Genomic DNA, 22,163 nt, shown 5'->3' with positions numbered 1-22,163 from the left:
AGGGAGAGGCATGTCATGAAGTCAATTCTGACAATGGCCTGGACGGCAGAGGATCCGTCTGCGTTCGATCTGGCGGCCAAGCTCGCCAAGTCGTTCGGCGCCAGGCTGGTGGGACTTGAGCCGCCGTCGTACGGCGTGATGAGCATGGCCTGGGCCGATGCCGGCATGGGTGCGCCGATCGGCGGCGGCCTGGCCGAGGACGCCGAGGAGCGCCAGCGGGTCGCCGCGGTCAAGCAGGCCTTCGAGATGCGGGCGTCGGGCCTCACCGCCGAATGGCGCGCGGCCGACGACAGCGGTCCGACGGCGATCGGCATCATCGGCCGCGCCTACGACCTGATCGTGATGCCGCAACCCGGCGCGTTGCCGAAGATGCCGGAGAGCGTGTTCGAGACCGCGCTGTTCGATTCGGGTCGGCCGGTGCTGGTGGTGCCGCCGCGCTTCTCGGGCACGGTCGGCAAGAAGGTGCTGTTCGCCTGGAACGGCTCGACCGAAAGCGCGCGTGCGATCTCGCTCGCCATGCCGGTGATGGGCCGCGCCGAGTCGATCGACGTGCTGAGCGTCGACGGCGCGATGGTGCCGGGGCCGAGCTCGGCGGAGATCGCCGATTCGCTGCGCAGCCACGGCCTCAACGTCACCAGCCAGCACGTCAAGCCGGGCACGCGCACGGCGGGGCAGACGATCGTCGATACCGCGATCGCCGGCGGCTGCGATCTGATCGTCAAAGGCGCCTACACCCAGAGCCGGCTGCGCCAGATGATCTTCGGCGGCATGACGCGGCACCTGATCCTGCATTCACCGATGCCGGTGCTGTTCTCCTACTGATCGTACCGTGCGCCGCCTTCTCGCCCTGCTGGCGGCGCTGCTGGCAATCGCCTTCCCGGCATTTGCCGGCGAGCCCGCAACCGACGAGCGCCTGGTGCAGCTGCGCAGCGAGCGCAGCGCCCTGCAGGCGCGCGCCGACGGCGCGGCGCGGCTCACGCTCTTCCAGCCGCTGCGGATCGCGGGCTTCCTGACCGATGCGCTGTCGGCCCGCGAAGGGGCGGCAGGCCGCGCCCTCGACGCACTGTCGCCGCCGCGCCGCGAGGCGTTCACCGCTCTGCTGTCGCTGAACGACACCTTGAAGGAAGCCCTGGCATATCCCGGCGACGGCGCGCGCGCACGGGCCCGGCAGGCCGCCGATCGGGCAGCCAAGGCGCTCGACGCGCTGGCCGACGACCACGGGCCGCTGGTGCTGCAGGTTTCGCCGCGAGCCGTGCCGCCGCGCCGCAACGGCGGCGAGCTGGCGCTGGTGCCGCAAGACCCGCCGGTGCCGCCCGACGATGCCGAGCTGCATCTGCCGACGGCTGCGCCGCCACACGCCGACAAGGAGATCCCGAGCACGGTGCGCTACGCGCCCGAGTTCGTCGAAGCAGCCGGCGAGGATCCGGCGGTCGAGATCGAGATCGCCGGGCTGCGGCTCGCCGGCGACGGGCCGGCCAGCTTGAGTATCGGCGGCTGGCGCGGCGAGGCGACGGTCGCGCCCGAGCGGCTGCGTTTCTCCGTGCCGCGCCGCGCCTTCGCGACCGACGCCAACCGCACCGGCCTGTCGATCGGGCTGCTGGCGCTGCGCAGCGGCGGCCGGCTGGTCACCTTCGACGTGCCGTTCCTCGTGCTGCCGGACCGGCCGGGCTCGGTGGCGCTCGACCAGCAGCTGCGCTGGACGGTCCCCGAATCCAACACGCTGCTGTCGCCCGAGATCATGGTGCGGGCGGCCGCCGGCGAGACGCGCTCGCTGCGCCGCTGCTTCAATCCGCCGGAGGGCTGGCGCTTCGACAAGAAGGACCGCCGCGTCGTGATCGTCGAGCGGCTGGGCTGGCTGGGCGACGAGAGCGATCCCACCTTGAATGGCGGCACGGTGGAATTCGCCCAGGACGAGAAGCCGGAGCAAGTCTGTCTGATCGTCAGCGCCAAGCCGGTGACCGCGGGCGCGCGCACCGCCACCATCGGCCGCTTCGAGGCGACGCTGGCGCGCGACCAGACACAGGAGAAGTCGGTGCAAAGCGGCGTGCGCGCGCTCGACTGGAACGAGACGCTGCGCCTGCCGCTCGAGCCGGAGGCGGTCGAGCGCAAGCTCTATATCCGGCTGTTCGGCGAGGTCGTGCGCACCTTCGACGACCCGATCTCGAGCGACCCGCTCCCGAGCGGCCTGCCGTTCCTGCGCATCACCCGCGAGGACAACATGCTGGTGCTGCAGGCCGATCCGTCCGCGGGGCCCTAATCGGCGCCGCGCACCACGGGCTCGGGGATGCGGCCGTCGGCCGACAGCAGCACCGCCACCGGCCGCGTCGTCTCGAAGTGGGCGAACACGATCAGCAGCACCACCATGATCGGCACGCACAGGAACATGCCGACCACACCCCAGATCGTGCCCCACACCATCAGCGACACGATCACCACCAGCGGCGAGAGGTTGAGCGAACGGCCCATGATCGCCGGCTCGATCACGTTGGCCGTCACGATCTGGATCGCGCCGATCACGAGCAGCACGATCAGGAACGGCGTCAGGTGGTCGAACTGCACCAGCGTCAGCAGCGCCGGCGCGGCGATCGCCAGGATCGAGCCGACGGTCGGGATGTAGTAGAAGAAGAAAACCATCACCGCCCAGAAGCCCGCGAAGTCGACGCCGACCCAGGCCATCACCAGGTAGGAGATCGCCGAGATCGCGGTGGCGAGCGTGGTCTTGATGCGGACATAGACGCGGATGTCGTGGTCGATCTGCGCCAGCACCGAGCGCACGCGTGCCTGGTGCGGGCCGCTGCCGAGCAGGATCGTGAGCTTGCGGCGGAACTGGACCTGCTCGACGAACAGGAAGCCGGCATAGATCAGCACGATCCCGGCGACGCTCACCACCGACGCCGCGGCGGCGGCGACGCCGGCCAGCGTATCCGACAGGCTGATACGGTCGAACAGCTCGCCCAGGGTCGGCGCGTGCTCGACGCCGACCAGCGACGCGCCGCTGTCGATCAGCTTCTGCAGGCGGACTTCGTAGGCCGGCGCGGCAGCGGCGACGGCGGTGACGTTGTGGCCGATGGTGCGGCCGAGGATCCAGACCAGCCCGCCCATCACCAGGAACGCCGCCAGCAGCGCCAGCGGCCGCGGCAGGCGCAGCCCGAAGCGCGGCGTCTCGAGCGCGTCGGCCAGCGAATCGACCATGTACCAGAGGGTGAGGCCCAGCACGAGCGGCAGCAGCAGGCCGCGGCCGGCCACGAGCAGGTACATCGTCGCGGCGATGACGATGGCCCACAAGGCGGCGCGCTGCAGAGTCATGGCGTCACTATAGGCCAGCCTCAGTCGCGGCCGAAATCGTCGCGGCTGAGCACGTGCCGCCCGGCCTCGATGTCGCGCACCGGGATCATCGGATAGCCGACACCGATGTCGGCGCTGGCCCGCCAGGCATCGACGACCATATCGCGCAGCACCGACGCCGAATCGGCGAGCCGCCCGGTGGCGAAGGCGATGCCCTCCGGGTTGCCGTCGACGAAGGCGCCTTTCTGCTCGAGCTCGTAGAACGGCACCACGGCGGCGTGGCTGGCGAGCATCAGGGTGCGGGCGCGGTCCTGCACCGAGCAAGTGCAGGCGCGATAGGGCGCCATCGCCGCCGTCACCGCCTCGCGCCGCACGTTGGTCTTCACGAACGCGCCCTCGAACTGCGCGTGCAGGCCGCGCCGAGTCGAGAAGCCGCGCGGATTGTCGAACGGGCCCCAGCCGTCGAAGTGGGTCGACACATGCAGGGGCTGGTTGGCATCGCCGATGTAGTGGCTCCACACGCCGAGGTCGCGGATCACCAGGCGCTCGCGCCGCTGCCGGTCCAACTCGAACCACGCACGCTCGGCCGGATCGGCTGCGGTGCGTGCGCCGACCGACGCGGCGCGCCAGTAGGCGAAGTCCTTCGCCAGCTGCTGCCAGCCGTCGACGATGGCGAGCGGCAGGTAGCCTGCGCTGTATTGCGTGAACGTCGACCCGGCACGCAGCGCGCTGTCGTAGGCCTCGCGCGTCGCCGGGATCGCCTCGAGCGCCATCACGCCCATCACCAGCCCCCGATCGTCGAGGCCGACGAAGTGGGCGGGGTCGCGCTCCTTGTCGTGGCTATCGCCCGAGCCCTTGGAGCGGTCGAGCTCGCGGCCCAGCACCGCGATCTCCTCAATCCCCTCCGGCGTGCGCACGAAAGCCGGGATTTCGTCGGGCAGGGACTCGGCGGCGACACCGCTCACGAGCTCATGGCCGGTCGCGCCCCAGCCCAGCGCGGGACCGAGCGGGGCGAGCAGCAGGGGGAGCGCCAGCGCGCAGACAGTCAGCCTCATGATCCACCAGCCTAGCGGGCAAATGGTTAACGCTTGTTTACCGATTGGCGAAACTCATTGCGAGTGCAGCCGATCCCTGCATAGCCTGCGAACCAAGGCTCCGGTCGAGAGTCCTCACTACAGGGAGTTGGATCAGCATGGTTTTGAACAAGATTTCGCGCCGGCGCCTGATGGCCGGATCTGCCATGGCCACCGCGATGGTCGCCGCGCCGTTCGTGCGCGGGGCCTATGCCGCCGGCAAGCTGTCGATGGGCTTCTGGGATCACTGGGTACCGGGCGCCAACGCCGCCACGGAGAAGGCCGTGCGGGCGTGGGCCGAGAAGGAGAAGGTCGAGGTCCAGATCGACTTCATCACCAGCCAGGGCAACAAGCTGCTGCTGACCGGCGCCGCTGAATCGCAGGCCAAGTCGGGCCACGACATCCTGGCGCTGTCGACCTGGCTGCCGTCGCGCTACGCCGAGATGCTGGTGTCGATGGACGACGTCATGGCCGACCTGATCAGGGAGAACGGCAAGGTCAATCCGACGGTCGAGTATCTCGGCAGGATCAAGGGCAAGTGGGTCGGCGTGCCGGCGACGGTCGGCAGCCAGATCAAGGGCCCGTGCTCGCGCATCGACTACATGAAGCAGTACGCCGGCATCGACGTGCAGGCGATGTACCCCAACGGCGCGCCGCCCAAGGCCGACGCCTGGACGTTCGACGCCTTCCTGAAGGCGGCCGAGGCCTGCCACAAGGGCGGCCATCCGTTCGGCATCGGGCTCGGCACGACGGCCGACAACGTCGACACCGCCGGCGCGATCTTCCACGGCTTCGGCGCCATGCTGGTCAACGAGAAGGGCGACGCCACGGTCAAGACCGACGCGGTGCGCCAGGCGCTCGAGTTCTACAAGAAGCTGATGGCGTTCCTGCCGCCCGACGTGGCGGCGTGGGACGACGCCTCGAACAACAAGTTCCTGGTCTCCGGCCAGGCCTCGATGATCATGAACCCGCCGAGCGCCTGGGCGGTCGCCAAGCGCGACGCGCCGAAGGTCGCGGAGCTTTGCTGGACGCACGGTTTCGCGGCCGGCCCGAAGGGCCGCTTCGCGCCGTTCGTGCCCTACTTCTGGAGCACCTGGAACTTCAGCAAGAACGCCTCGGCGGCCAAGAGCCTGATCCGGCACCTGTCGACGCGCGATGTCGTGGAATCGATGGTGGTGGCGTCGGGCGGCTACGACCTGCCGTCGTTCGAGAACTTCACCACCTTCAAGGTGTGGCAGGAGGAGGGCCCGCCCAAGGGCACGCTCTACCACTACCCGAACCCCCACAATCACCAGATCCTGTCGGTCGCCGGCGCGCCGGCGCCGCACGGCATCGCCGAGCGCATCTACACCCAGGCGACGCAGACCCAGATGGCGGTGCGCTACTTCCGCGGCGAGCCGCTGGAGAAGACGCTGGCCTGGGCGGAGAGCGAGATCGAAGGCTTCATGCGCAACTGAGACGAGGACCGCGCAGGTCGACACGCTCAACCCACCCCCGTCCCAAACCGTCCCAGGGATGGGACGGCCTGGATGCCGATGGTATCGGCATCCAGGGTCATTCAGTCCCGGAATTCCGCACACTCCCTCTCCGACTTGCATGTTTTTCGGGAACGGACGGTTCGGGCAAAGGGCGGGCATCGTCATGCACGCCACACTGCAGCAACGCGCGCCAGATTCCTATTTTGGGCAATGGCCGCGATTTTTCGCCCCGGAAATCAGGGGCCGAATCGCGTTCCATTGTCCATAATTGGACGCGTCTGCGCTGGCTTATCCACAGCTCTTCCGGCAGCAAAGCTGCCGTCCATCAGTCGGCGGGCGCTTCGGCGTCCAGCCACTGCCGCGCCTCGTGCAGCTCCTGGAAGATCTTGATCGGCCGCCGCGCCTCGGCGAGCGCGGAGAACAGATGCGCGCGCTCGAAGTTCTGCGGCGTCGAGGCGACGATCGCCAGCGGACCCATTTCACCGGTCGTCGCATAAGCACGGATGCGGGCGCCGAGCGCCATCATGTCGTCGTCGGACAGGTCCCCCTCGGCGTGGGTGGTATCGAAGATCTTTCGATAGGACATCACGTCCGCGACAACGACGGCATCGAGATAGCCCTCGATGTCCTTGCGCGTCAGCGTCCCCTTGCAGACGGCGACCACGAGCTTGGTCGGCTTCGAGATAGTCCAGTGGATCGGCATCCGGTGCCATGACTATGCCAGAGCCGGCCCGGCCGACATAGAGTCCGAAAAGTGGCGCCGCCGCAGGTCGTGCGGCGGCGCGTTCCTCATTGCTATTGCGGCTTGGGTCCCTTCCAGCCGGGATTCTCGTACGTCGTACCGGCGGCGCACGGCGCGCTGGTGTAGGTCATCTTGTCGGTCGACCAGCCTTCGGGCTTGCAGCCGGTGGACCCCTGCGCCGACTGCCCCGCCGCCGGCGCGGTCGTTGCGCCGGGCGTCTCGCCGCTACACGGCACCGCGACGTAGGCCATCTTGTCCTGCGAGAAGACTTCCGGGCCACACTTGGAACCCGAGGACGCGGTCTGTGCGCCTGCCCCCGTTACGCCGACCACCGAGACGCCAAGCAACGCTGCTGTGAGAAGCGAGAAAGCTCTTGTCATTGCAAGCCTCCTGGATTCTCCCCGTTGGGCGATCTTGCGGCGGGGGGCGTTGGATTGAAAGGCAAAATGCCCATCAGAGCAGATGCGGTCGATTGCAGAGCCAGCGCATCGACGGCGTGGCTGACCGAGCTGTTCGCGCCCCGCCTCCCAATGGCTTGAGCAGGGACGGCGTGTTCGGCATCTTGTGGGAGCGAGCCTGGGGAGATTGCGGTGAGGCAGTTGCATTCCAACGGTGCAGCCGCTGCCTTGGAGCCTACTTCCGCTCGAGGATTTTGGATGAAGCTTTACCTCTCCTCGTACAAGCTCGGAAGCATGGCGAGCCAACTGAAGCGGATGGCTTCGAAAGGAACCATTGGGTACATCGCCAATGCGCTTGATTTCACCAATGTGAACAAGGAAAAGCGCGCGCTGCATGTCCAATCGGACATCGAGAGCCTCAAGCTTCTTTCATTCGAAGTCACTGAGGTTGATTTGCGAGACTATTTCGGCAGGAAAGACGATCTGCGGCGGAAGATCGACGAACTCGGCGCGATCTTCGTGAGTGGAGGAAACGTATTCGTATTGCGTCAAGCGATGCGCTTGAGCGGACTGGACGAACTTCTTTTGGAGAAGCGCAAGGACGCCGGATTTCTCTATGCCGGTTACAGTGCTGCTGGATGCGTTCTGGCGCCCAGCTTGAGGGCCTACGCTGTCGTGGACAAACCAGAGACGCCCTATCGTGCGCTTTCGGAAGTCATTTGGGACGGCCTTTCGATTATCGATTTCGCCCTGATGCCCCACTGGAACTCGGATCATCCCGAAGCTGCCGACATCGACAAGGAGATCGACTTTTGTAAATCGCATGGCCTTGCATACCTACCCCTCAAGGATGGCGACGTGCACATAGTCGAGAGCTCTTAGAGCGCCAATTGTCGACAGTGGAAAACAGAAGCGGCAGCCTGTTTGAGGATGCTCCCATGGCTGGTCCGCTCTGACGCTTGCAGGGAATGGTGCTGCCGGACAGGATTGAACTGTCGACCTCTCCCTTACCAAGGGAGTGCTCTACCACTGAGCTACGGCAGCGACGCTTGGGCGCCCAAACCGAGCGCGGCCGGGGGTATGCCACAGGGGGACCGGCGGTTCAACCGCTGCCGCCGGCCGAAATCGCGGGCATTCGGCGGCTTGCCGCCGCGCTTCGCCGCACCTTACCATTGCGCAAAACAGGCTGGAGGAACGAATGGACTGGCGCCCGATTTCGGCCGATTCGCACATCACCGAGCCGCCGAACTGCTACGTCGACAACATCGACCCCGCGTTCCGCGAGCGTGCGCCGCGGATCGTGAACAAGGAGGGGCTGGGCGACACCTTCGTCGTCGAGGGCATGCGCTCACCGGTGCCGATGGGCCTGGTCGCCGCCGCCGGCATTCCGCCCAAGGATCTGCGCATGGGCGGCGCGAAATTCGAGGATCTGCACCGCAGCGGCTGGGACCCCAAGGGCCGGCTGGCCGACCAGGACAAGGACGGGGTGGCCGCCGAGATCATCTATCCGACCGTCGGCATGATGATCTGCAATCATCCCGACTTCGACTACAAGAAGGCCTGCTTCGACGCCTACAATCGCTGGCTCCAGCAGTATTGCAGCCTCGACCCCGACCGGCTGGTCGGCATGGGCCAGACCGCGATGCGCTCGGTCCAGGAGGGCGTCGCCGACCTCGAGCGCATCAAGGCGATGGGCTTCAAGGGCGTGATGATGCCGGGCAACCCGGCCGAGAAGGACTACGACGACCCGGCCTACGATCCGTTCTGGGAAGCCGCCGTCGCGCTCGACCTGCCGCTCAGTTGGCACATCCTGACCTCGAGCGGCGACAACCAGCTCAGCAAGCCGCGCGGCCCCAAGATCAACGGTTTCCTTGCCATCATCCGCGGCTGCCAGGACATCATGGGCATGCTGGTCTTCTCCGGCGTGTTCGAGCGGCACCCGAAGCTCAAGGTGGTGTGCGTCGAGGCCGACGCCGGCTGGGCGCCGCACTTCGCCTACCGCATGGACCACGCCTACAAGCGCCATCGCTACTGGATGAAGGGCAAGGAGCTCGCCCGCCTGCCGTCGGAGTATTTCCGCGACAACATCTCGCTCACCTTCCAGGACGACTGGACGGCGTTCCAGTTCGCCGACCGGTTGGGACCGAACCAGCTGATGTGGGCCAACGACTTCCCGCACAGCGATTCGACCTGGCCATGGAGCCAGGACGTGATCAAGGAGCAGACCGGGCATCTCGATCCGGTGCTGAGGAAGCGGATCCTGAGGGACAACGTGAAGGAGCTGTACAAGCTCGCGGCATAGTCTTGCCGGACCGCGGGCCGGAGGCCCGCGGTCCGGCAGGAGAATGAGGCTTTCGCATGCGCTTCAGCCTGTTCATGTACTGCACGGTCGGACGGCGGGCGGAGCTCGAGGCCGGCATGGCCGGCCGCAAGCCCGAGCTCTACCAGCGCATGCTGGACGAGATCGCCGAGTACGTGCGCTTCGCCGACGATGCCGGCTATTTCGGCTTCGGCCATCCCGAGCATCACCTGCAGATCGAAGGCTTCGAGATCTCCAACGATCCCAAGCTGATGTCGATGTGGCTCGGCAGGCACAGCAAGCGGCTGCGCGTCATCACCTGCGGCTTCGTCTCGACCACGCACAATCCGCTGCGCGTCGCCGAGGACATCGCCACCATGGACCACATGCTGGGCGGCCGCTTCGGCGTCGGCCTGGTGCGCGGCTACCAGGCGCGCTGGGTCGAGAACTTCAAGATCCGCGGCGAGCTCAATGCGGTCGGGCCGTGGAACAAGGACCAGCCGGCCGACGTGGCGAACCGCGAGTATTTCGGCGAGTTCGTCGACATCGTGGTCAAGGCCCTGTCGAGCGAGACCTTCAGCCATCGCGGCAAGTACTGGAGCTTCCCGCCCGAGGGCATGGTCAATCCGCACGAGCACCCGGTCTATGTGAAGTACGGCCAGGGCGTGGCGCCGGACATGCGGGTCAACGAGATCGGCATCGCGCCGCGTCCGCTGCAGACGCCGCATCCGCCGCTCTATGGCGGCTTCGCCGCCTCGATGCGCACGGCGCTGTTCTGGGCCAAGTACGGCGGCAAGCCGATCGTGCTGACCGACAACCTCGACTTCTACGGTCAGCTCTGTCGCGGCTACACCGTGGAGGCCGAGAAGCACGGCCGCACGATCAAGAACGGCCAGCAGGCGGCGTGGGGCGGCATCTTCGTCTGCGCGCCGACGGATGCCGAGGCCCGGGAATGGGCCAAGGACATGATGTGGTTCTGGAACAGCTGGGCGACGCCGTTCGGGCAGGGCGTGCCGGAACTGCTGATCGGCTCGCCCGACACGATCAGCCGCCGCCTCGACGAGGTGAAGCGGCTGCTGCCCGACCAGGACGAGGTCGTGCTGCTGATCCCGCAGGGTCTGCACGATCGCCGGCAGATCCTGACGTCGCTCGAGCTGATGGCGACCAAGGTGATGCCAAGGTTCGTCTAAAGCATATTCCGTTCGGCTGGAATCAGCCGAACGGAATATGCCTGCTGCAACAACACCCCCGTGCGCGCATTTAGCCGGACGGATGGAGTCGGCCCAGCAGGTCGCCGAAAGTGCGCGCCTCGGCATCGGTAAAATGGCGGCCGACCGCTTCCTCGATCGCAAGGGCGTAGACCGGCCACATCTTGCGCCTCAGGGCGCGGCCCGAACGGGTGATGGTCAGCACCAAGCCCCGCCCGTCGTCGGGGCTCGGCGCCTTGGCGACATGGCCGGCCTCGGTCATGCGGTCGACCAGGCGGGACAGGTTGTACTGCTGGAACAGGAGCGCGGCCTGGAGCTGGAAGGAGCGCAGGCCGCCCGTGCCGGCGCGCTCCAGCTCGAGCAGCACGTCGTACCAGGCGAGGTCGGGCAGGCCGGCCCCGGCCAGCCGCGCCTCGACGGTGCCGACGGCAGCGCGATGGGCGCGCTCCAGGCGGGCCCAGGCGCGGACGGCGGCTTCGGAGGGGCGGTCGGACATGGTGGGATCTTACCAATAGATGCACTTGCATCAATCTTGACTTCGCCGCTTCGGACGACCAGATGAATGCAATTGCATCTATCTGTGGAGCCTCCCATGCTGACCCTCGTCTCCTTCGATCTCTGCCCCTACGTGCAGCGCGCCGCGATCGCGCTGATCGAGAAGGAGGTGCCGTTCGAGCGCCGCACCGTCGACCTCGCCGACCGGCCGGACTGGTTCAAGGCGCTGTCGCCGCTCGGCAAGGTGCCGCTGCTGCAGGTCGGCGACACGGTGCTGTTCGAGAGCGCGCCGATCGTCGAGTACCTCGAGGACACGCAGGCGCCTCCGCTCCACCCTGCCGACCCGCTCACCCGTGCGCGGCATCGCGCCTGGATGGAGTTCGGCTCCTCGATCCTGGCCGACATCTGGACGATCGAGACGACGCCGGACGCTGCCGCGTTCGAGGCCAGGCGACAGGCGCTGCGGACCAAGTTCGAGCGGCTGGAGGCGGAGCTGGGCGAGGGGCCGTACTTCGCCGGCGCGGCGTTCAGCCTGGTCGATGCGGTGTTCGCGCCGGTGTTCCGCTATTTCGACCTGTTCGACCGGTTGGTCGCGCTCGGGACCTTTGACGGCCTCGCCAAGGTGAGGGCCTGGCGTCGGGCGCTGGCGGCGCGGCCTTCGGTGCGGGGCGCCGTAGTGCCCGACTACGAGGCGCGACTGGAAGCGTTCCTGCGCCGGCAATCTTCGCATCTCGCGCACCTGATGCCGGCCGCCTGAAAAGAAAAGGGCCGGTCAGACCCAATGGTCGAACCGGCCCCTTTGTCTGATCGTGTGTCCGCTCAGCCCTGGTCGAGGAAGCTGCGCAGCATCCGCGAACGGCTGGGGTGCTTCAGCTTGCGCAGCGCCTTGGCCTCGATCTGGCGGATGCGCTCGCGGGTGACCGAGAACTGCTGGCCGACCTCCTCGAGGGTGTGGTCGGTGTTCATGCCGATGCCGAAGCGCATGCGCAGCACGCGCTCCTCGCGCGGCGTCAGCGTCGCCAGCACCCGTGTCGTGCTTTCGCGCAGGTTGCCCTGGATCGCGGCCTCGAGCGGGATGACCGCATTCTTGTCCTCGATGAAGTCGCCGAGATGCGAATCTTCCTCGTCGCCGATCGGCGTCTCGAGGGAGATCGGCTCCTTGGCGATCTTCAGCACCTTGCGCACCTTCTCCAGCGGCATGCCGAGCTTCTCGGCCAGCTCCTCGGGCTGCGGCTCGCGGCCGATCTCGTGCAGCATCTGGCGGCTGGTGCGGACCAGCTTGTTGATCGTCTCGATCATGTGCACCGGGATGCGGATGGTGCGCGCCTGGTCGGCGATCGAGCGGGTGATCGCCTGCCGGATCCACCACGTCGCGTAGGTCGAGAACTTGTAGCCGCGGCGGTACTCGAACTTGTCGACCGCCTTCATCAGGCCGATGTTGCCCTCCTGGATGAGGTCCAGGAACTGCAGGCCGCGGTTGGTGTACTTCTTGGCGATCGAGATCACGAGGCGCAGGTTGGCCTCGATCATCTCCTTCTTCGCCCGCATCATCTCGCGCTCGCCGTCCTGCACGGTCTTGCACATGCGGCGGAACTCGAAGATCGGCGCGCCGGCGAGGTCGGAGATCGCCTTGATCTCGGCGCGCACCTTCTCGACGTCGGTCGCCCGCTTCTTGGCGAAGTCCTTCCAGCCCTTGCCCGAGAGCTTGCCGACCTTGTCGAGCCAGTTGGGGTCGATCTCGTGGGTCAGGTAGTTGTCGAGGAAGTCCTGGCGCGGGATGCGGAAGCCCTCGGCCAGCCGCAGCAGCTTGCCCTCGAGCATCATCAGCTTGCGGTTCAGGTCGTAGAGCGACAGCTTGAGCTGCTCGATGCGGCCGGCGTTGATGTGCACCGTGCGCACCAGCTCGACGATCTTCTTGCGGTGCTTCTCGTAGCTCTTCTCGAACTCCGCCGACGGCTTCTGGCCGCGGCTCAAGGTCGACAGGCGACGGTTCTGCACCTTCGCCATCTCGGCATAGACCTTGTGGATCTTGGTGAGGGTGCGCAGCACCTCGGGCTTCAGCTTCTCTTCCAGAGCCGACAGCGACAGCGCGTTCTCGTCGTCGTCCTCGGCCCCGGCTTCGCCCGGCGCGCCGCCCTCCGCGGTGGCCTCGCCGTTGGGCTGCGGCGCCACGCGGATCACCGGCGGCTTGGGCATCGCCGGACGCGGGATCGCCGGGGCCGGCACGCCGCCTTCGGCGGCCGGAGGAGCACCCTTGCCCTCGCCGGGCGCGCCACCGCCCTGCGTCGCCTCGAGGTCGATCACGTCGCGCAGCAGCATGCGGCCTTCGTTGATCGCATCACGCCACGCCAGCAGCGCGGTGATGGTCATCGGGCTCTCGCAGATGCCGCCGATCATCTTGTCCTGGCCGGCCTCGATGCGCTTGGCGATCTCGATCTCGCCTTCGCGGGAGAGCAGCTCGACCGAGCCCATCTCGCGCAGGTACATGCGCACGGGGTCGTCGGTGCGGCCGAGCTCCTCGTCCTCGCCGGTCGCCTCGGCGGCGACCACGGCGGTCTTGGCCGGTTCGGCCGGGTTCGGGGCGGGAGCCTCTTCCTGCTCCTCGGCCTCGACAACGTTGACGCCGGCTTCCGAGAGCATCGCCATCGTGTCCTCGATCTGCTCGGAGGACACCTCGTCGGGCGGCAAGGCGGAGTTCAACTCGTCATAGGTGACGTAGCCGCGCTCCTTGCCCTTCTGCACGAGCTTCTTCAGCTCGGCGCCCAGGGTGTCGAGAAGCGGCGCGTCCGGGCCCTCCTCGCGGGCTTCGTTGGCGTCGGTCTGAGAGACGGTTGCGGTCTTTGTCGCCATTTCTTTTCCTTGGGACTGCGACGAACGGGTCTACGGCAAAATCCCTCTCGCGGCCCGGCTGGGCCGTGGAGAGGCTGCAAGAAGGGAATGTGGGGGGCGGACCCACCAGCGTACCCCTCTACTATATGGTCAATAAGTTCAAGCGGCGATAGGGTTTACGGGAGGAAAATGCGCAGACCGGCTATCCGGTTTCCGAGGCCGCCACTTCCTTGTGCTGCCGGAGGGCGGCTTCGAGGTCGCGCAGGTTTTCTTCGCTCCCGTCGGCGGCAAAGGCCTGCTTCGCTTCGCTCAGCTGGGCCGCGGCTGCCTTTCTTTTGACCAAATGGCCGGCAATCCGCCGCCAGCGGTCGATCCAGGCCTCATTCTCCTTCTCGCGAAACAATTCCCGGGCCTTGACCCGCGCCATCTGGGCGACCCGGTCGAGCCCGCAGCGCTGCAGATGCTCCGCGAGCAGCCGTTCTTCAAGGGGCTCTCCGCCCAGAGCCTCTTCTGCCGCAGGGTCGATCGAGGGGGCCTCGGCCAGGAAATCGAGCAGGGCGCTTTCCAGCCGCCGCAGCTCGGGGTTCTCGATTTCCAGATGCCGCAGCTCGTCGGCCACGACGTGGAGCAGGGGCGGCCGGTCGATCAGGGCACCCAGCAGGACCCGCTCGGACCGGGAGCTGTCGAGGTCGGACCCGGCCATCCGGGCGGCCGTGCCCGGGGCGAAGGGGGCGGGCGGCTCGAGCCCCATGCCGCGAAACGGGCGGCGGTTGCCCTGCCAGCGGCCGCCGGAGGCCGGCGGTCGGCGGCCGAAGGCCTTGTCGAAGCGCTGGGTGAACTCGTCGCGATAGGCGCTCCGAACCGTCCCGTCGCCGATCTCGGCCGCCTTGGCCATCAGCGCGGTGCGGATGCTGGCGCGGCGCTCGGGCGTGTCGGCCGGCTTGCCGTCGGTCTCCATGTCCCAGAGGACGTCGGCCAGGGGGCGGGCGAGCTGGAGCACCCGGTGGATGGCGTCGGGCCCGCGGGCGCGGATCAGGCTGTCGGGGTCGTCGCCGGCCGGCAGGCTGACGAAGCGCAGGCTCTTGCCCGGCCGCAGCAGAGGCAGGGCGCGCTCGGCGGCGCGCTGGGCGGCGCGGCGGCCGGCATTGTCGCCGTCGAAGCAGAGGAAGGGCTCGTCGGCGAGCTTCCACATCTCGCCGAGTTGGCCCTCGGTCAGCGCCGTGCCGAGCGGCGCCACCGCGCCGGTGAAGCCCGCGCCGTGCAGCGCGATGACGTCCATGTAGCCCTCGGCCACGATCACCGGCTGGTCCTTGGTCGCGGCGACCCGGGCGCGGTCGAGGCAATAGAGGTTGGCGCCCTTGTGGAAGAGCGGCGTCTCGGGCGAGTTCAGGTACTTGGGCTCGCCCTGGCCCATGACGCGGCCGCCGAAGGCGATGGCGCGGCCGCGGCGGTCGTTGATGGTGAACGTCACCCGGCCGCGGAAGCGGTCGTAGGGCTCGCGGCCGCGATCGTCGGGCTGGATGACGAGGCCGGCCTCCACCAGCTTCTCGATGGTGGCGCCCTCGCGCTTCAGCGCTGCCAGCAACCCGTCGCGCGAATCGGGCGCGAAGCCCAGGCGAAAGTCGTCGATCGTCTGGTCGCTGAGGCCGCGGCCGCGCAGATAGTCGAGGCCGTGGCGGCCGACCGGCAGGCGCAGCTGCTTCTGGAACCAGCGTGCCGCCTGCTCGACCACTTCCTGCAGGGTGGAGGCGCGTTCGGCCCGCTCGCGTTCCTGCGGCGTGGCGCGCGGCACCGGCAGGTTGACCTCGCGCGCGAGCTTCTCGACCGATTCGGGGAAGGAGAGGCCCTCGGTCTTCATCACGAAGCCGACCGCGTCGCCGTGCTCGCCGCAGCCGAAGCAGTGGAAGAAGCCTTTCTTGTCGTTGACCGTGAAGGAGGGCGTCTTCTCGTTATGGAACGGGCAGAGGCCGGCATACTCCGCCCCCGACCGCCGCTTGAGCGCGACCTTGCGGCCGACGACGTCGCTCAGGCTGATGCGCGCGCGCAGTTCGTCGAGGAAGCCCGGGGGGAAGGCCATCGTCCAAGTGTAAACATCTCCCCTCAAGCGCGTGAGAGGGGGTCACGGGGATAACCGCTAACGCTTGTCCCGCGCAGGCTTCCGCTTCGCCGGCTTGGCCGGCAGCGTGGCGACGTGGTCGAGGCCGCGCTCGACCCATTTTCGCAAGCTCGCGGCCGTCCGGTAACCCTCTGGCATCACCCGCACGAAACCGTTCATGGTCCGGCCGGCCATCTTCATGGGCTGCACGTGCGGCTCCTTCGCGACGCGTGCCTGTGCCTCGGGCCCGACGCGCACCAGGATGCCGCCGCGGCCGCTCGCCGTGACGCACATGTGGCCGTTCACCATGAACACGATGCCGCCCATCATCTTGCGCTCGACGAAGATTCGGTCGCTCAGCAGGGCGCGGATGCCGTCGGCGGCCTTGGTGTCGTAGGGCATGTGGACAAATCCCACCCTTATGGGTTTTCAATGTTATAGGTTATACACGCTACCGTGCCTGAAAGTCGCGGTTGGTATTCGATAGCGCCGGGGGCCCTGTGTCGACACTCGCTGAAGCAGTGCGTCGTCAATCATGGCGGCGCGCCCGGATCGCGCTGGTCATCGTTGTTCTGGTGTTGCTGACGGGCTTCCTGACCGGCCCGCGAGTGGGCGCGGTCGTGGAGCTGCTGACGCCGCCGCGCCTGCCGCCGGAGCTTCCGGTGACCGCCCAGGTCTGGTCGGGCGATCAGAACTGGACGGTGGATCAGGCTGCGCGATTCCATTTCGAATCGCAGGGCACACGCACGCTGCCCATCCCGTTGCCCTGGCTGCTGGCCCTTGAGGAGCCGCTCGACTCGCCGTTCGCGATCCTGTTCGGCAAGCGGGGCCGCTTCGTCGACAACCGGTATCTGCTGCGGTTCGGCTTCATCAGCGCCGAGCCGAGCCAACACAATCCATACGGCTTGCCGGTCGGCTTCGCCGTGTCGCCGTACCAGACCATCGACGGCCTTTCCCGAAAGGAAACGGCCGTCGGCCTGACCTGTGCCGCCTGCCATACCGGACAGGTGGTGTTCGGCGGCAAGCGCTACGTCATCGATGGCGGGCCGGCGGCAACCGATCTGGGCCAGCTCACGGCGGCCCTCGGCGCCGCCCTCGGTCAGACCGCCTTGTCGGAGAAGATCCCTCTCTTCGACGGTCGTTTCGACCGGTTCGCCCGGGCCGTGCTCAAGGCGGAGTACAGCGACATCACCCGCAACCAGCTGGCGCAGGAGCTCGACGCCGTCCTCAAGACCGTCGCCGCCCAACCGAACGGCATCGCCGTCACCGAAGGGTTCACGCGGCTCGATGCCCTGAACCGCATCGGCAACCAGGTCTTTGCGCTGGATACCAAGCGATACGGCAATTACGCCGACATCAACGCGCCGGTGAACTATCCCCATATCTGGACCGCGTCGTGGTTCGACTGGGTGCAGTACGACGGCTCGATCATGCAGCCGCTGACGCGCAATGCCGGCGAGGCGATGGGCGTCAGCGCCAATGTGATCTTCAACGCGGCGCCGAAGGCGGGGCAGTTCGCCAGCAGCATCCCGTTCGACAACCTGCACTGGATCGAGAAGCAGCTCGCCGGAACCACGCCGCCGGCTCTGGGCAAGGCCTTCGTCGGTCTGGTCGCGCCAGGCTGGCCCAAGGACTTCCCGGCGATCGATGCGGCCAAGGCCGCCGCCGGCGCCGCCCTGTACGAGAAGCATTGCAGCGGATGCCATCGCCCGGCGCTCACCCGCGAGATCGCCCAGGGCAAGGCCCCGGACGCCGCATTCTGGACCTATTTCAAGACCATCCGCTGGCTCGAGAACGACGTCCAGAAGGAAACGGCGAACGCCTATCTCGACCTCAAGATCATCGCGCAAAAAGAGATCGGAACCGACCCGGCCCAGGGCGACATCCTTGCCAACCGGCAGGTCGATACCGCCGGCACGCCGCTCGCGCGGTCCGGCGCCTACAGCCCCGGTCTCGGCCTCAATGCCGACATCTGCCTGGTAGGCCGAAACGGCCTGGAGACGGTGCGCATCAAGGATAGCGCGATGCTGTCATATGCGAAGGCCTTGGGCGCCGTGGTTCAAATGAGCATCGACGAGTGGTTTCGCGGCTCGCCCGCGACCCCGGGCGAGCGGATCGCGCTCGAGGGGGATCGGCCGAACTGCCTTCAGGCCGGCGGCGGCTACAAGGCGCGGCCGCTGGACGGCGTGTGGGCGACCGCGCCGTTCCTGCACAACGGCTCGGTGCCGACCCTGTACGACCTGCTCAGCCCGGTCGCGGAGCGCCCGAAGGCGTTCCTGCTCGGCGATCCGCGCTTCGACCCGGTCCGGGTCGGCCTCGCCACCCGAGCCGTCGAGCCGCGAGGCCAGACCTACGACGACCAGGGCTATTTCATTCTCGATACCTCGACGCCGGGCAATCGCAATACCGGCCACGAATTCTCCAACAGCAAAGGCAGCGGCGTGATCGGGCCGGCGCTATCGCCCGATGAACGGAACGCCATCATCGAATTCCTCAAAACCATATAGGAAGCGGCCATGGCGCAGGGCAACTCGAAGGGACTCGTGGCGAGGCTCCTGGGCTGGATGATCGCGAATCACCCGGACCTGCTGTTCGCGATCATCCGCAACACGCGGCCGAACCTCGTTCTCGGCGCCACCGGACCGGTCTTCATCACGCGATTCCCGGACGTCCTGGAAGCGCTCAGCCGGCCCGAGATCTTCAACGTCACCTATGCGCCGATGATCGATCCGTCGGTCGGGCCCTACATGCTCGGACGCGACTGCACCGAGATCAACCAGCGCGACAAGGGCATCATGCGCGCCTACATGCGCATGGAGGATCTGCCGGAGATTCGCCAGATGGTGAGGCGGCTGGCGAACGAAGCGGTCGAGAAGGCGCTCTACACCCAGAACGAGATCGAGGTCGTCCGCACGCTGTCGCGCGGCGTGCCGGTCAAGCTGACCGGCGAATATATCGGCTTTCCCGGGCCCGATGCCGCCGCGATGTTCCGGTGGTCGCGCGCCACCCAGTACGACATGTTCCACAATCTCGACGGCGACGCGAAGGTCCACCATGACAACATCGACGCCGGTCACGAGATGCGCGCCTATCTGACCGAGCTGCTGCCGCGCCGACGCGCCCAACTGGCGGCCGGCGAGAAGCTGGACGACATCTTCAGCCGTCTGCTCGAGAGCCATTTCGCGTCGGCCATCGGCTTCGACGACGAGCGCATCATCGCCAACATGATGGGCACGCTGGTCGGCGGCGTCGAAACGACGTCCCAGGCGATCGTGCAGATTCTCGATCAGCTGTTCAAAAGGCCCAAGGTCCTCGCCGAGGCGATTGCCGCGGCAAACGGCAACGACGACAGCCTGATGTATCGCTATTGCTGGGAGGCCCTGCGCTTCAACCCGATCAATCCGTTCGTCGTGCGCCATTGCGTCGCCGACTACCGGATCGCCAAGGGGACGCTGCGGGCCGCGACGATCAAGGCCGGAAGCACGGTGCTGGTGTCGACGCGGTCGGCGATGCGCGACGGGCGCCAGCTCGATGCCGCCTCGAGCTTCGCCATCGACCGGCCGCCGTCCGTCTACATGCATCTCGGCTACGGAATGCATACCTGTCTGGGCGACCAGATCAGCCGCATCCAGGTACCGGAGATCGTCCGGCGGATCCTGCAGATTCCCGGCGTGCGCCCGGCCGGCCCGATCGATTTTGCCGGCGGTCCGTTCCCGGAGCGCTACCTCATCCGATACGCTGCCGCCGCCTGAAGTCTCAGATGCCGAGCCAGCGCAGGCCCTCCGGCAAGTCGCGCGCGGCATAGTCGACCTGGAGCACCCGGCGCCGGCGCGGCCGTCCGGCGGCTTCGGAGGCGTGAAGGATGGGCGTCGCATAGGCCCAGACGTCACCCGCTGCGGCGGCACAGCTTGCGATCCCGCAACGCTGCACGATGGCCGCGATGCTGTCCTGGGCAATGCGACCGAGCCGATGCGAGCCCGGCGAGACCTGCAACGGAGCATTGGACTCGTCGGCGTCGTCGAGATGGATGCGCAACGTCACCATTGCCGCCTGCACCGCGGGCGGCAGCTCGACATGAACCATGCCGGCCTTGAGGGTCCACGGACCGAAGCCCGCGACGTCGCGGCGTTCGGCCACCGCGATCGTGCGGTCCTGATGCCAACCGAGCACCCAGTTGTGGTTGGCGGACTTGTCGAACAGCAGGGCGCGCACGGGCCGCGTCGCGGGCCCGAGGTGTATCGCCGCCAGCGCGCCGATGAGGCCGTGGCGGTCGAGAAGGGGGCTCAATCCCGGCACGGCGCGCAGGCGCGCTCCTGCCCGCGCGACGGAAGTGTTGGCAAGGATGCCTTGCAGCTTGGTCAGGACAGGCGCGGCAGCACTCCGATAGCACTGGAAGCCGCGCTCGCCGAGCACCTAGCCCGCCAGCGTCTTCTTCACCACGGCCGAGGCCTTGGCGAAGTCCATCTGGCCGGCATACCTGGTCTTCAGGGCGGCCATCACGCCGCCCATGTCCTTGATCGACTTGGCGCCCGCGGCGGCGATCGCCTCGTTGACCGCGGCCTGGACCGCGGCCTCGTCCATCTGCTGCGGCAAGAAGCGCTCGATCACCACGATCTCGGCCTTTTCCTTGTCGACCAGGTCCTGGCGGCCGCCCTTGTCGTAGAGGGCGATCGATTCGTTCCGCTGTTTGATCATGCCCTGCATCATCGACAGGATCTTGTCGTCGGCGACGCCCTCGCGGTTAGCTTCGGTGCGGGAGGCGATGTCGACCTCCTTGAGCTTGGCCAGGATCAGGCGGATGGTACCCAGCGCGGCCGCGTCGCGGGCGCGCATGGCGTCCTTCAGCGCTTCGTTCAGCTGGTCCCGTAGGGACTTGTCGCGCAGCATGATTGCATCCCAATTGTAGAAGAGCCGGAAACTAATCGTCTCCAGAGGTGTTGGCAAAGCAAATAAGTTGTTGAAAAGCCTCGATTATTTCGGGCCGGCCATACCTTGACCCCATGCGACGGCGCGGTTACAAACCGCCCCGGCCCGGGCAGACCGCTGTCGGGCGTAACGGACACACGCATCATGACCTCATCACAGACCGCCGGCGCCGAGACCGCCGCGCCGCGTTGGGCCACGGCCGCGCTGGTGCTGGCCGATGGCGCGGTCTTCTGGGGCAAAGGTGTCGGGGCGCCGCGGCAGGCGGTCGGCGAGGTGTGCTTCAACACCTCGATGACCGGCTATCAGGAGATCATCACCGATCCTTCCTACGCGGGCCAGATCATCACCTTCACCTTCCCCCATGTCGGCAATGTCGGCACCAACCCGGAAGACATCGAGAGCATCAACCCCGCCGCGCGCGGCGTGGTGCTGCGCGGCGACATCACCGAGCCCGCCAACTGGCGTGCCGCCAAGCCGCTCGACGACTGGCTGAAGAGCCACAATCTGCCCGGTATCTGCGGCGTCGATACCCGCGAGATCACCCGCCGCGTGCGCGACGGCGGCGCGCCCAGCGGCGTGGTCGTGCATTCGCCCGACGGCAAGTTCGACATTCCGACGCTGACCAAGACGGCGCGCGACTGGCCGGGCCTCGACGGCATGGACCTCGCGATCGAGGTCACGACCAAGCAGAGCTACCAGTGGAACGAGACCACCTGGGCGCTGGGCAAGGGCTACGGCAAGCTCGACAAGCCGCGCTACCACGTCGTCGCCGTCGACTACGGCGCCAAGCGCAACATCCTGCGCTGCCTCGCCAACACCGGCTGCAAGGTGACGGTCGTCCCGGCGACCGCGACTGCCGAGGACATCCTGCGCCACAAGCCGGACGGTGTATTCCTGTCCAACGGCCCGGGCGATCCGGCGGCGACGGTGGAGTACACCGTGCCGGCGATCCAGGCCGTGCTCGAGAAGAAGGTGCCGATCTTCGGCATCTGCCTCGGTCATCAGCTGCTGGCGCTGACGCTGGGCGGCAAGACCAGGAAGATGGATCGCGGCCATCGCGGCGCCAATCAGCCCGTGAAGGACCTCACGACCGGCAAGGTCGAGATCACGTCGCAGAACCACGGCTTCTGCGTGGTGGCCGAGTCGCTTCCGAAGAATGTCGAGGTGACTCACGTCTCGCTGTTCGACGGCAGCAACGAGGGCATCCGCTGCACCGACAAGCCGGCCTTCTCGGTCCAGTATCACCCCGAGGCTTCGCCCGGCCCGGAAGACAGCCATTATCTGTTCGAGCGCTTCGTCGAGATGATCGACGAGAGCAAGGGCAAGTAATCCAAC

At 67.3% G+C, this 22,163-nt stretch carries 20 protein-coding genes and 1 tRNA gene; 10 read left to right on the top strand and 11 right to left on the bottom strand.

Annotation, left to right across the window (positions count from 1 at the left end; translation table 11 throughout):
- Positions 1-15 precede the first annotated feature (15 nt).
- On the top strand, positions 16-822 hold the full coding sequence (locus J0J01_RS15250) for a universal stress protein (protein WP_296381993.1): 807 nt from the start codon (positions 16-18) through the stop codon (positions 820-822).
- Positions 823-829: 7 nt separating this feature from the next.
- Positions 830-2,257 (top strand): hypothetical protein, encoded by a 1,428-nt coding sequence (locus J0J01_RS15245; RefSeq protein WP_296381992.1) that lies wholly within the window; start codon positions 830-832, stop codon positions 2,255-2,257.
- Here J0J01_RS15245 and J0J01_RS15240 read toward each other — a convergent pair.
- Positions 2,254-3,306, bottom strand: coding sequence for an AI-2E family transporter (locus J0J01_RS15240; protein ID WP_296381991.1), 1,053 nt, complete (start codon positions 3,304-3,306; stop codon positions 2,254-2,256). The two genes, J0J01_RS15245 and J0J01_RS15240, sit on opposite strands and share 4 nt — an antisense overlap.
- Positions 3,307-3,326: 20 nt before the next feature.
- Complete coding sequence (locus J0J01_RS15235; protein ID WP_296381990.1) at positions 3,327-4,340, bottom strand: hypothetical protein; 1,014 nt, start codon at positions 4,338-4,340, stop codon at positions 3,327-3,329.
- Positions 4,341-4,477: 137 nt separating this feature from the next.
- On the opposite strand from J0J01_RS15235, the gene J0J01_RS15230 reads away from it, so the two are divergent.
- A complete protein-coding gene (locus tag J0J01_RS15230) occupies positions 4,478-5,815 on the top strand; it encodes an extracellular solute-binding protein (RefSeq protein ID WP_296381989.1) in 1,338 nt (445 codons plus the stop codon).
- Positions 5,816-6,161: 346 nt separating this feature from the next.
- On the opposite strand, the gene J0J01_RS15225 is transcribed toward J0J01_RS15230, so the two are convergent.
- Positions 6,162-6,539, bottom strand: a complete 378-nt coding sequence (locus J0J01_RS15225) for a hypothetical protein (protein ID WP_296381988.1) — start codon at positions 6,537-6,539, stop codon at positions 6,162-6,164.
- Between the two features lie 92 nt (positions 6,540-6,631).
- A complete protein-coding gene (locus J0J01_RS15220; protein WP_296381987.1) occupies positions 6,632-6,958 on the bottom strand; it encodes a hypothetical protein in 327 nt (108 codons plus the stop codon).
- A gap of 276 nt (positions 6,959-7,234) precedes the next feature.
- On the opposite strand from J0J01_RS15220, the gene J0J01_RS15215 reads away from it, so the two are divergent.
- Positions 7,235-7,858 carry a Type 1 glutamine amidotransferase-like domain-containing protein gene (locus J0J01_RS15215; RefSeq protein ID WP_296381986.1) on the top strand — a complete coding sequence of 208 codons (624 nt, stop codon included), beginning with the start codon at positions 7,235-7,237 and terminating at the stop codon, positions 7,856-7,858.
- A gap of 87 nt (positions 7,859-7,945) precedes the next feature.
- On the opposite strand, the gene J0J01_RS15210 is transcribed toward J0J01_RS15215, so the two are convergent.
- A tRNA-Thr gene (locus J0J01_RS15210) sits at positions 7,946-8,020 on the bottom strand.
- A 154-nt stretch (positions 8,021-8,174) separates the two neighbouring features.
- Here J0J01_RS15210 and J0J01_RS15205 point away from each other — a divergent pair.
- Together J0J01_RS15205 and J0J01_RS15200 are read left to right on the top strand one after the other, a co-directional pair.
- The gene (locus tag J0J01_RS15205) at positions 8,175-9,278 is read left to right on the top strand and encodes an amidohydrolase family protein (RefSeq protein WP_296381985.1); all 1,104 of its coding nucleotides are present in this window, start codon (positions 8,175-8,177) and stop codon (positions 9,276-9,278) included.
- A 56-nt stretch (positions 9,279-9,334) separates the two neighbouring features.
- Complete coding sequence (locus J0J01_RS15200) at positions 9,335-10,465, top strand: LLM class flavin-dependent oxidoreductase (protein ID WP_296381984.1); 1,131 nt, start codon at positions 9,335-9,337, stop codon at positions 10,463-10,465.
- A gap of 70 nt (positions 10,466-10,535) precedes the next feature.
- Here the strand turns inward: J0J01_RS15200 and J0J01_RS15195 are convergent, their stop codons facing one another.
- Positions 10,536-10,979, bottom strand: a complete 444-nt coding sequence (locus tag J0J01_RS15195) for a MarR family winged helix-turn-helix transcriptional regulator (protein WP_296381983.1) — start codon at positions 10,977-10,979, stop codon at positions 10,536-10,538.
- Between the two features lie 96 nt (positions 10,980-11,075).
- On the opposite strand from J0J01_RS15195, the gene J0J01_RS15190 reads away from it, so the two are divergent.
- Positions 11,076-11,735 carry a glutathione S-transferase family protein gene (locus tag J0J01_RS15190; protein WP_296381982.1) on the top strand — a complete coding sequence of 220 codons (660 nt, stop codon included), beginning with the start codon at positions 11,076-11,078 and terminating at the stop codon, positions 11,733-11,735.
- A 62-nt stretch (positions 11,736-11,797) separates the two neighbouring features.
- Here the strand turns inward: J0J01_RS15190 and rpoD are convergent, their stop codons facing one another.
- The 3 genes from rpoD to J0J01_RS15175 form a co-directional block, all read right to left on the bottom strand.
- Positions 11,798-13,828: an RNA polymerase sigma factor RpoD gene (gene rpoD, locus J0J01_RS15185; RefSeq protein WP_296381981.1), complete on the bottom strand. Its 2,031-nt coding sequence runs from the start codon at positions 13,826-13,828 to the stop codon at positions 11,798-11,800.
- A gap of 181 nt (positions 13,829-14,009) precedes the next feature.
- A complete protein-coding gene (dnaG, locus tag J0J01_RS15180; protein ID WP_296381979.1) occupies positions 14,010-15,884 on the bottom strand; it encodes a DNA primase in 1,875 nt (624 codons plus the stop codon).
- 57 nt (positions 15,885-15,941) lie between these two features.
- On the bottom strand, positions 15,942-16,304 hold the full coding sequence (locus tag J0J01_RS15175; RefSeq protein ID WP_296381977.1) for a TfoX/Sxy family protein: 363 nt from the start codon (positions 16,302-16,304) through the stop codon (positions 15,942-15,944).
- Between the two features lie 71 nt (positions 16,305-16,375).
- Between J0J01_RS15175 and J0J01_RS15170 the strand changes: the two genes are divergently transcribed.
- Both J0J01_RS15170 and J0J01_RS15165 read left to right on the top strand, forming a co-directional pair.
- On the top strand, positions 16,376-18,409 hold the full coding sequence (locus tag J0J01_RS15170; protein WP_296381975.1) for a di-heme-cytochrome C peroxidase: 2,034 nt from the start codon (positions 16,376-16,378) through the stop codon (positions 18,407-18,409).
- 9 nt (positions 18,410-18,418) lie between these two features.
- The gene (locus J0J01_RS15165) at positions 18,419-19,654 is read left to right on the top strand and encodes a cytochrome P450 (RefSeq protein ID WP_296381973.1); all 1,236 of its coding nucleotides are present in this window, start codon (positions 18,419-18,421) and stop codon (positions 19,652-19,654) included.
- A gap of 4 nt (positions 19,655-19,658) precedes the next feature.
- Here the strand turns inward: J0J01_RS15165 and J0J01_RS15160 are convergent, their stop codons facing one another.
- Together J0J01_RS15160 and J0J01_RS15155 are read right to left on the bottom strand one after the other, a co-directional pair.
- Positions 19,659-20,315 (bottom strand): phytanoyl-CoA dioxygenase family protein, encoded by a 657-nt coding sequence (locus J0J01_RS15160; protein ID WP_296381971.1) that lies wholly within the window; start codon positions 20,313-20,315, stop codon positions 19,659-19,661.
- The gene (locus J0J01_RS15155; protein ID WP_296381969.1) at positions 20,316-20,789 is read right to left on the bottom strand and encodes a GatB/YqeY domain-containing protein; all 474 of its coding nucleotides are present in this window, start codon (positions 20,787-20,789) and stop codon (positions 20,316-20,318) included. It abuts the gene before it with no gap.
- Between the two features lie 183 nt (positions 20,790-20,972).
- Between J0J01_RS15155 and carA the strand changes: the two genes are divergently transcribed.
- Positions 20,973-22,157 (top strand): glutamine-hydrolyzing carbamoyl-phosphate synthase small subunit, encoded by a 1,185-nt coding sequence (gene carA, locus J0J01_RS15150; RefSeq protein ID WP_296381967.1) that lies wholly within the window; start codon positions 20,973-20,975, stop codon positions 22,155-22,157.
- Positions 22,158-22,163 lie beyond the last annotated feature (6 nt).

Origin of the sequence: Reyranella sp., from assembly GCF_017305915.1 — a bacterium.
Classification (GTDB): Bacteria; Pseudomonadota; Alphaproteobacteria; order Reyranellales; family Reyranellaceae; genus Reyranella.
This window is presented reverse-complemented; position numbering and strand designations above follow the sequence as displayed.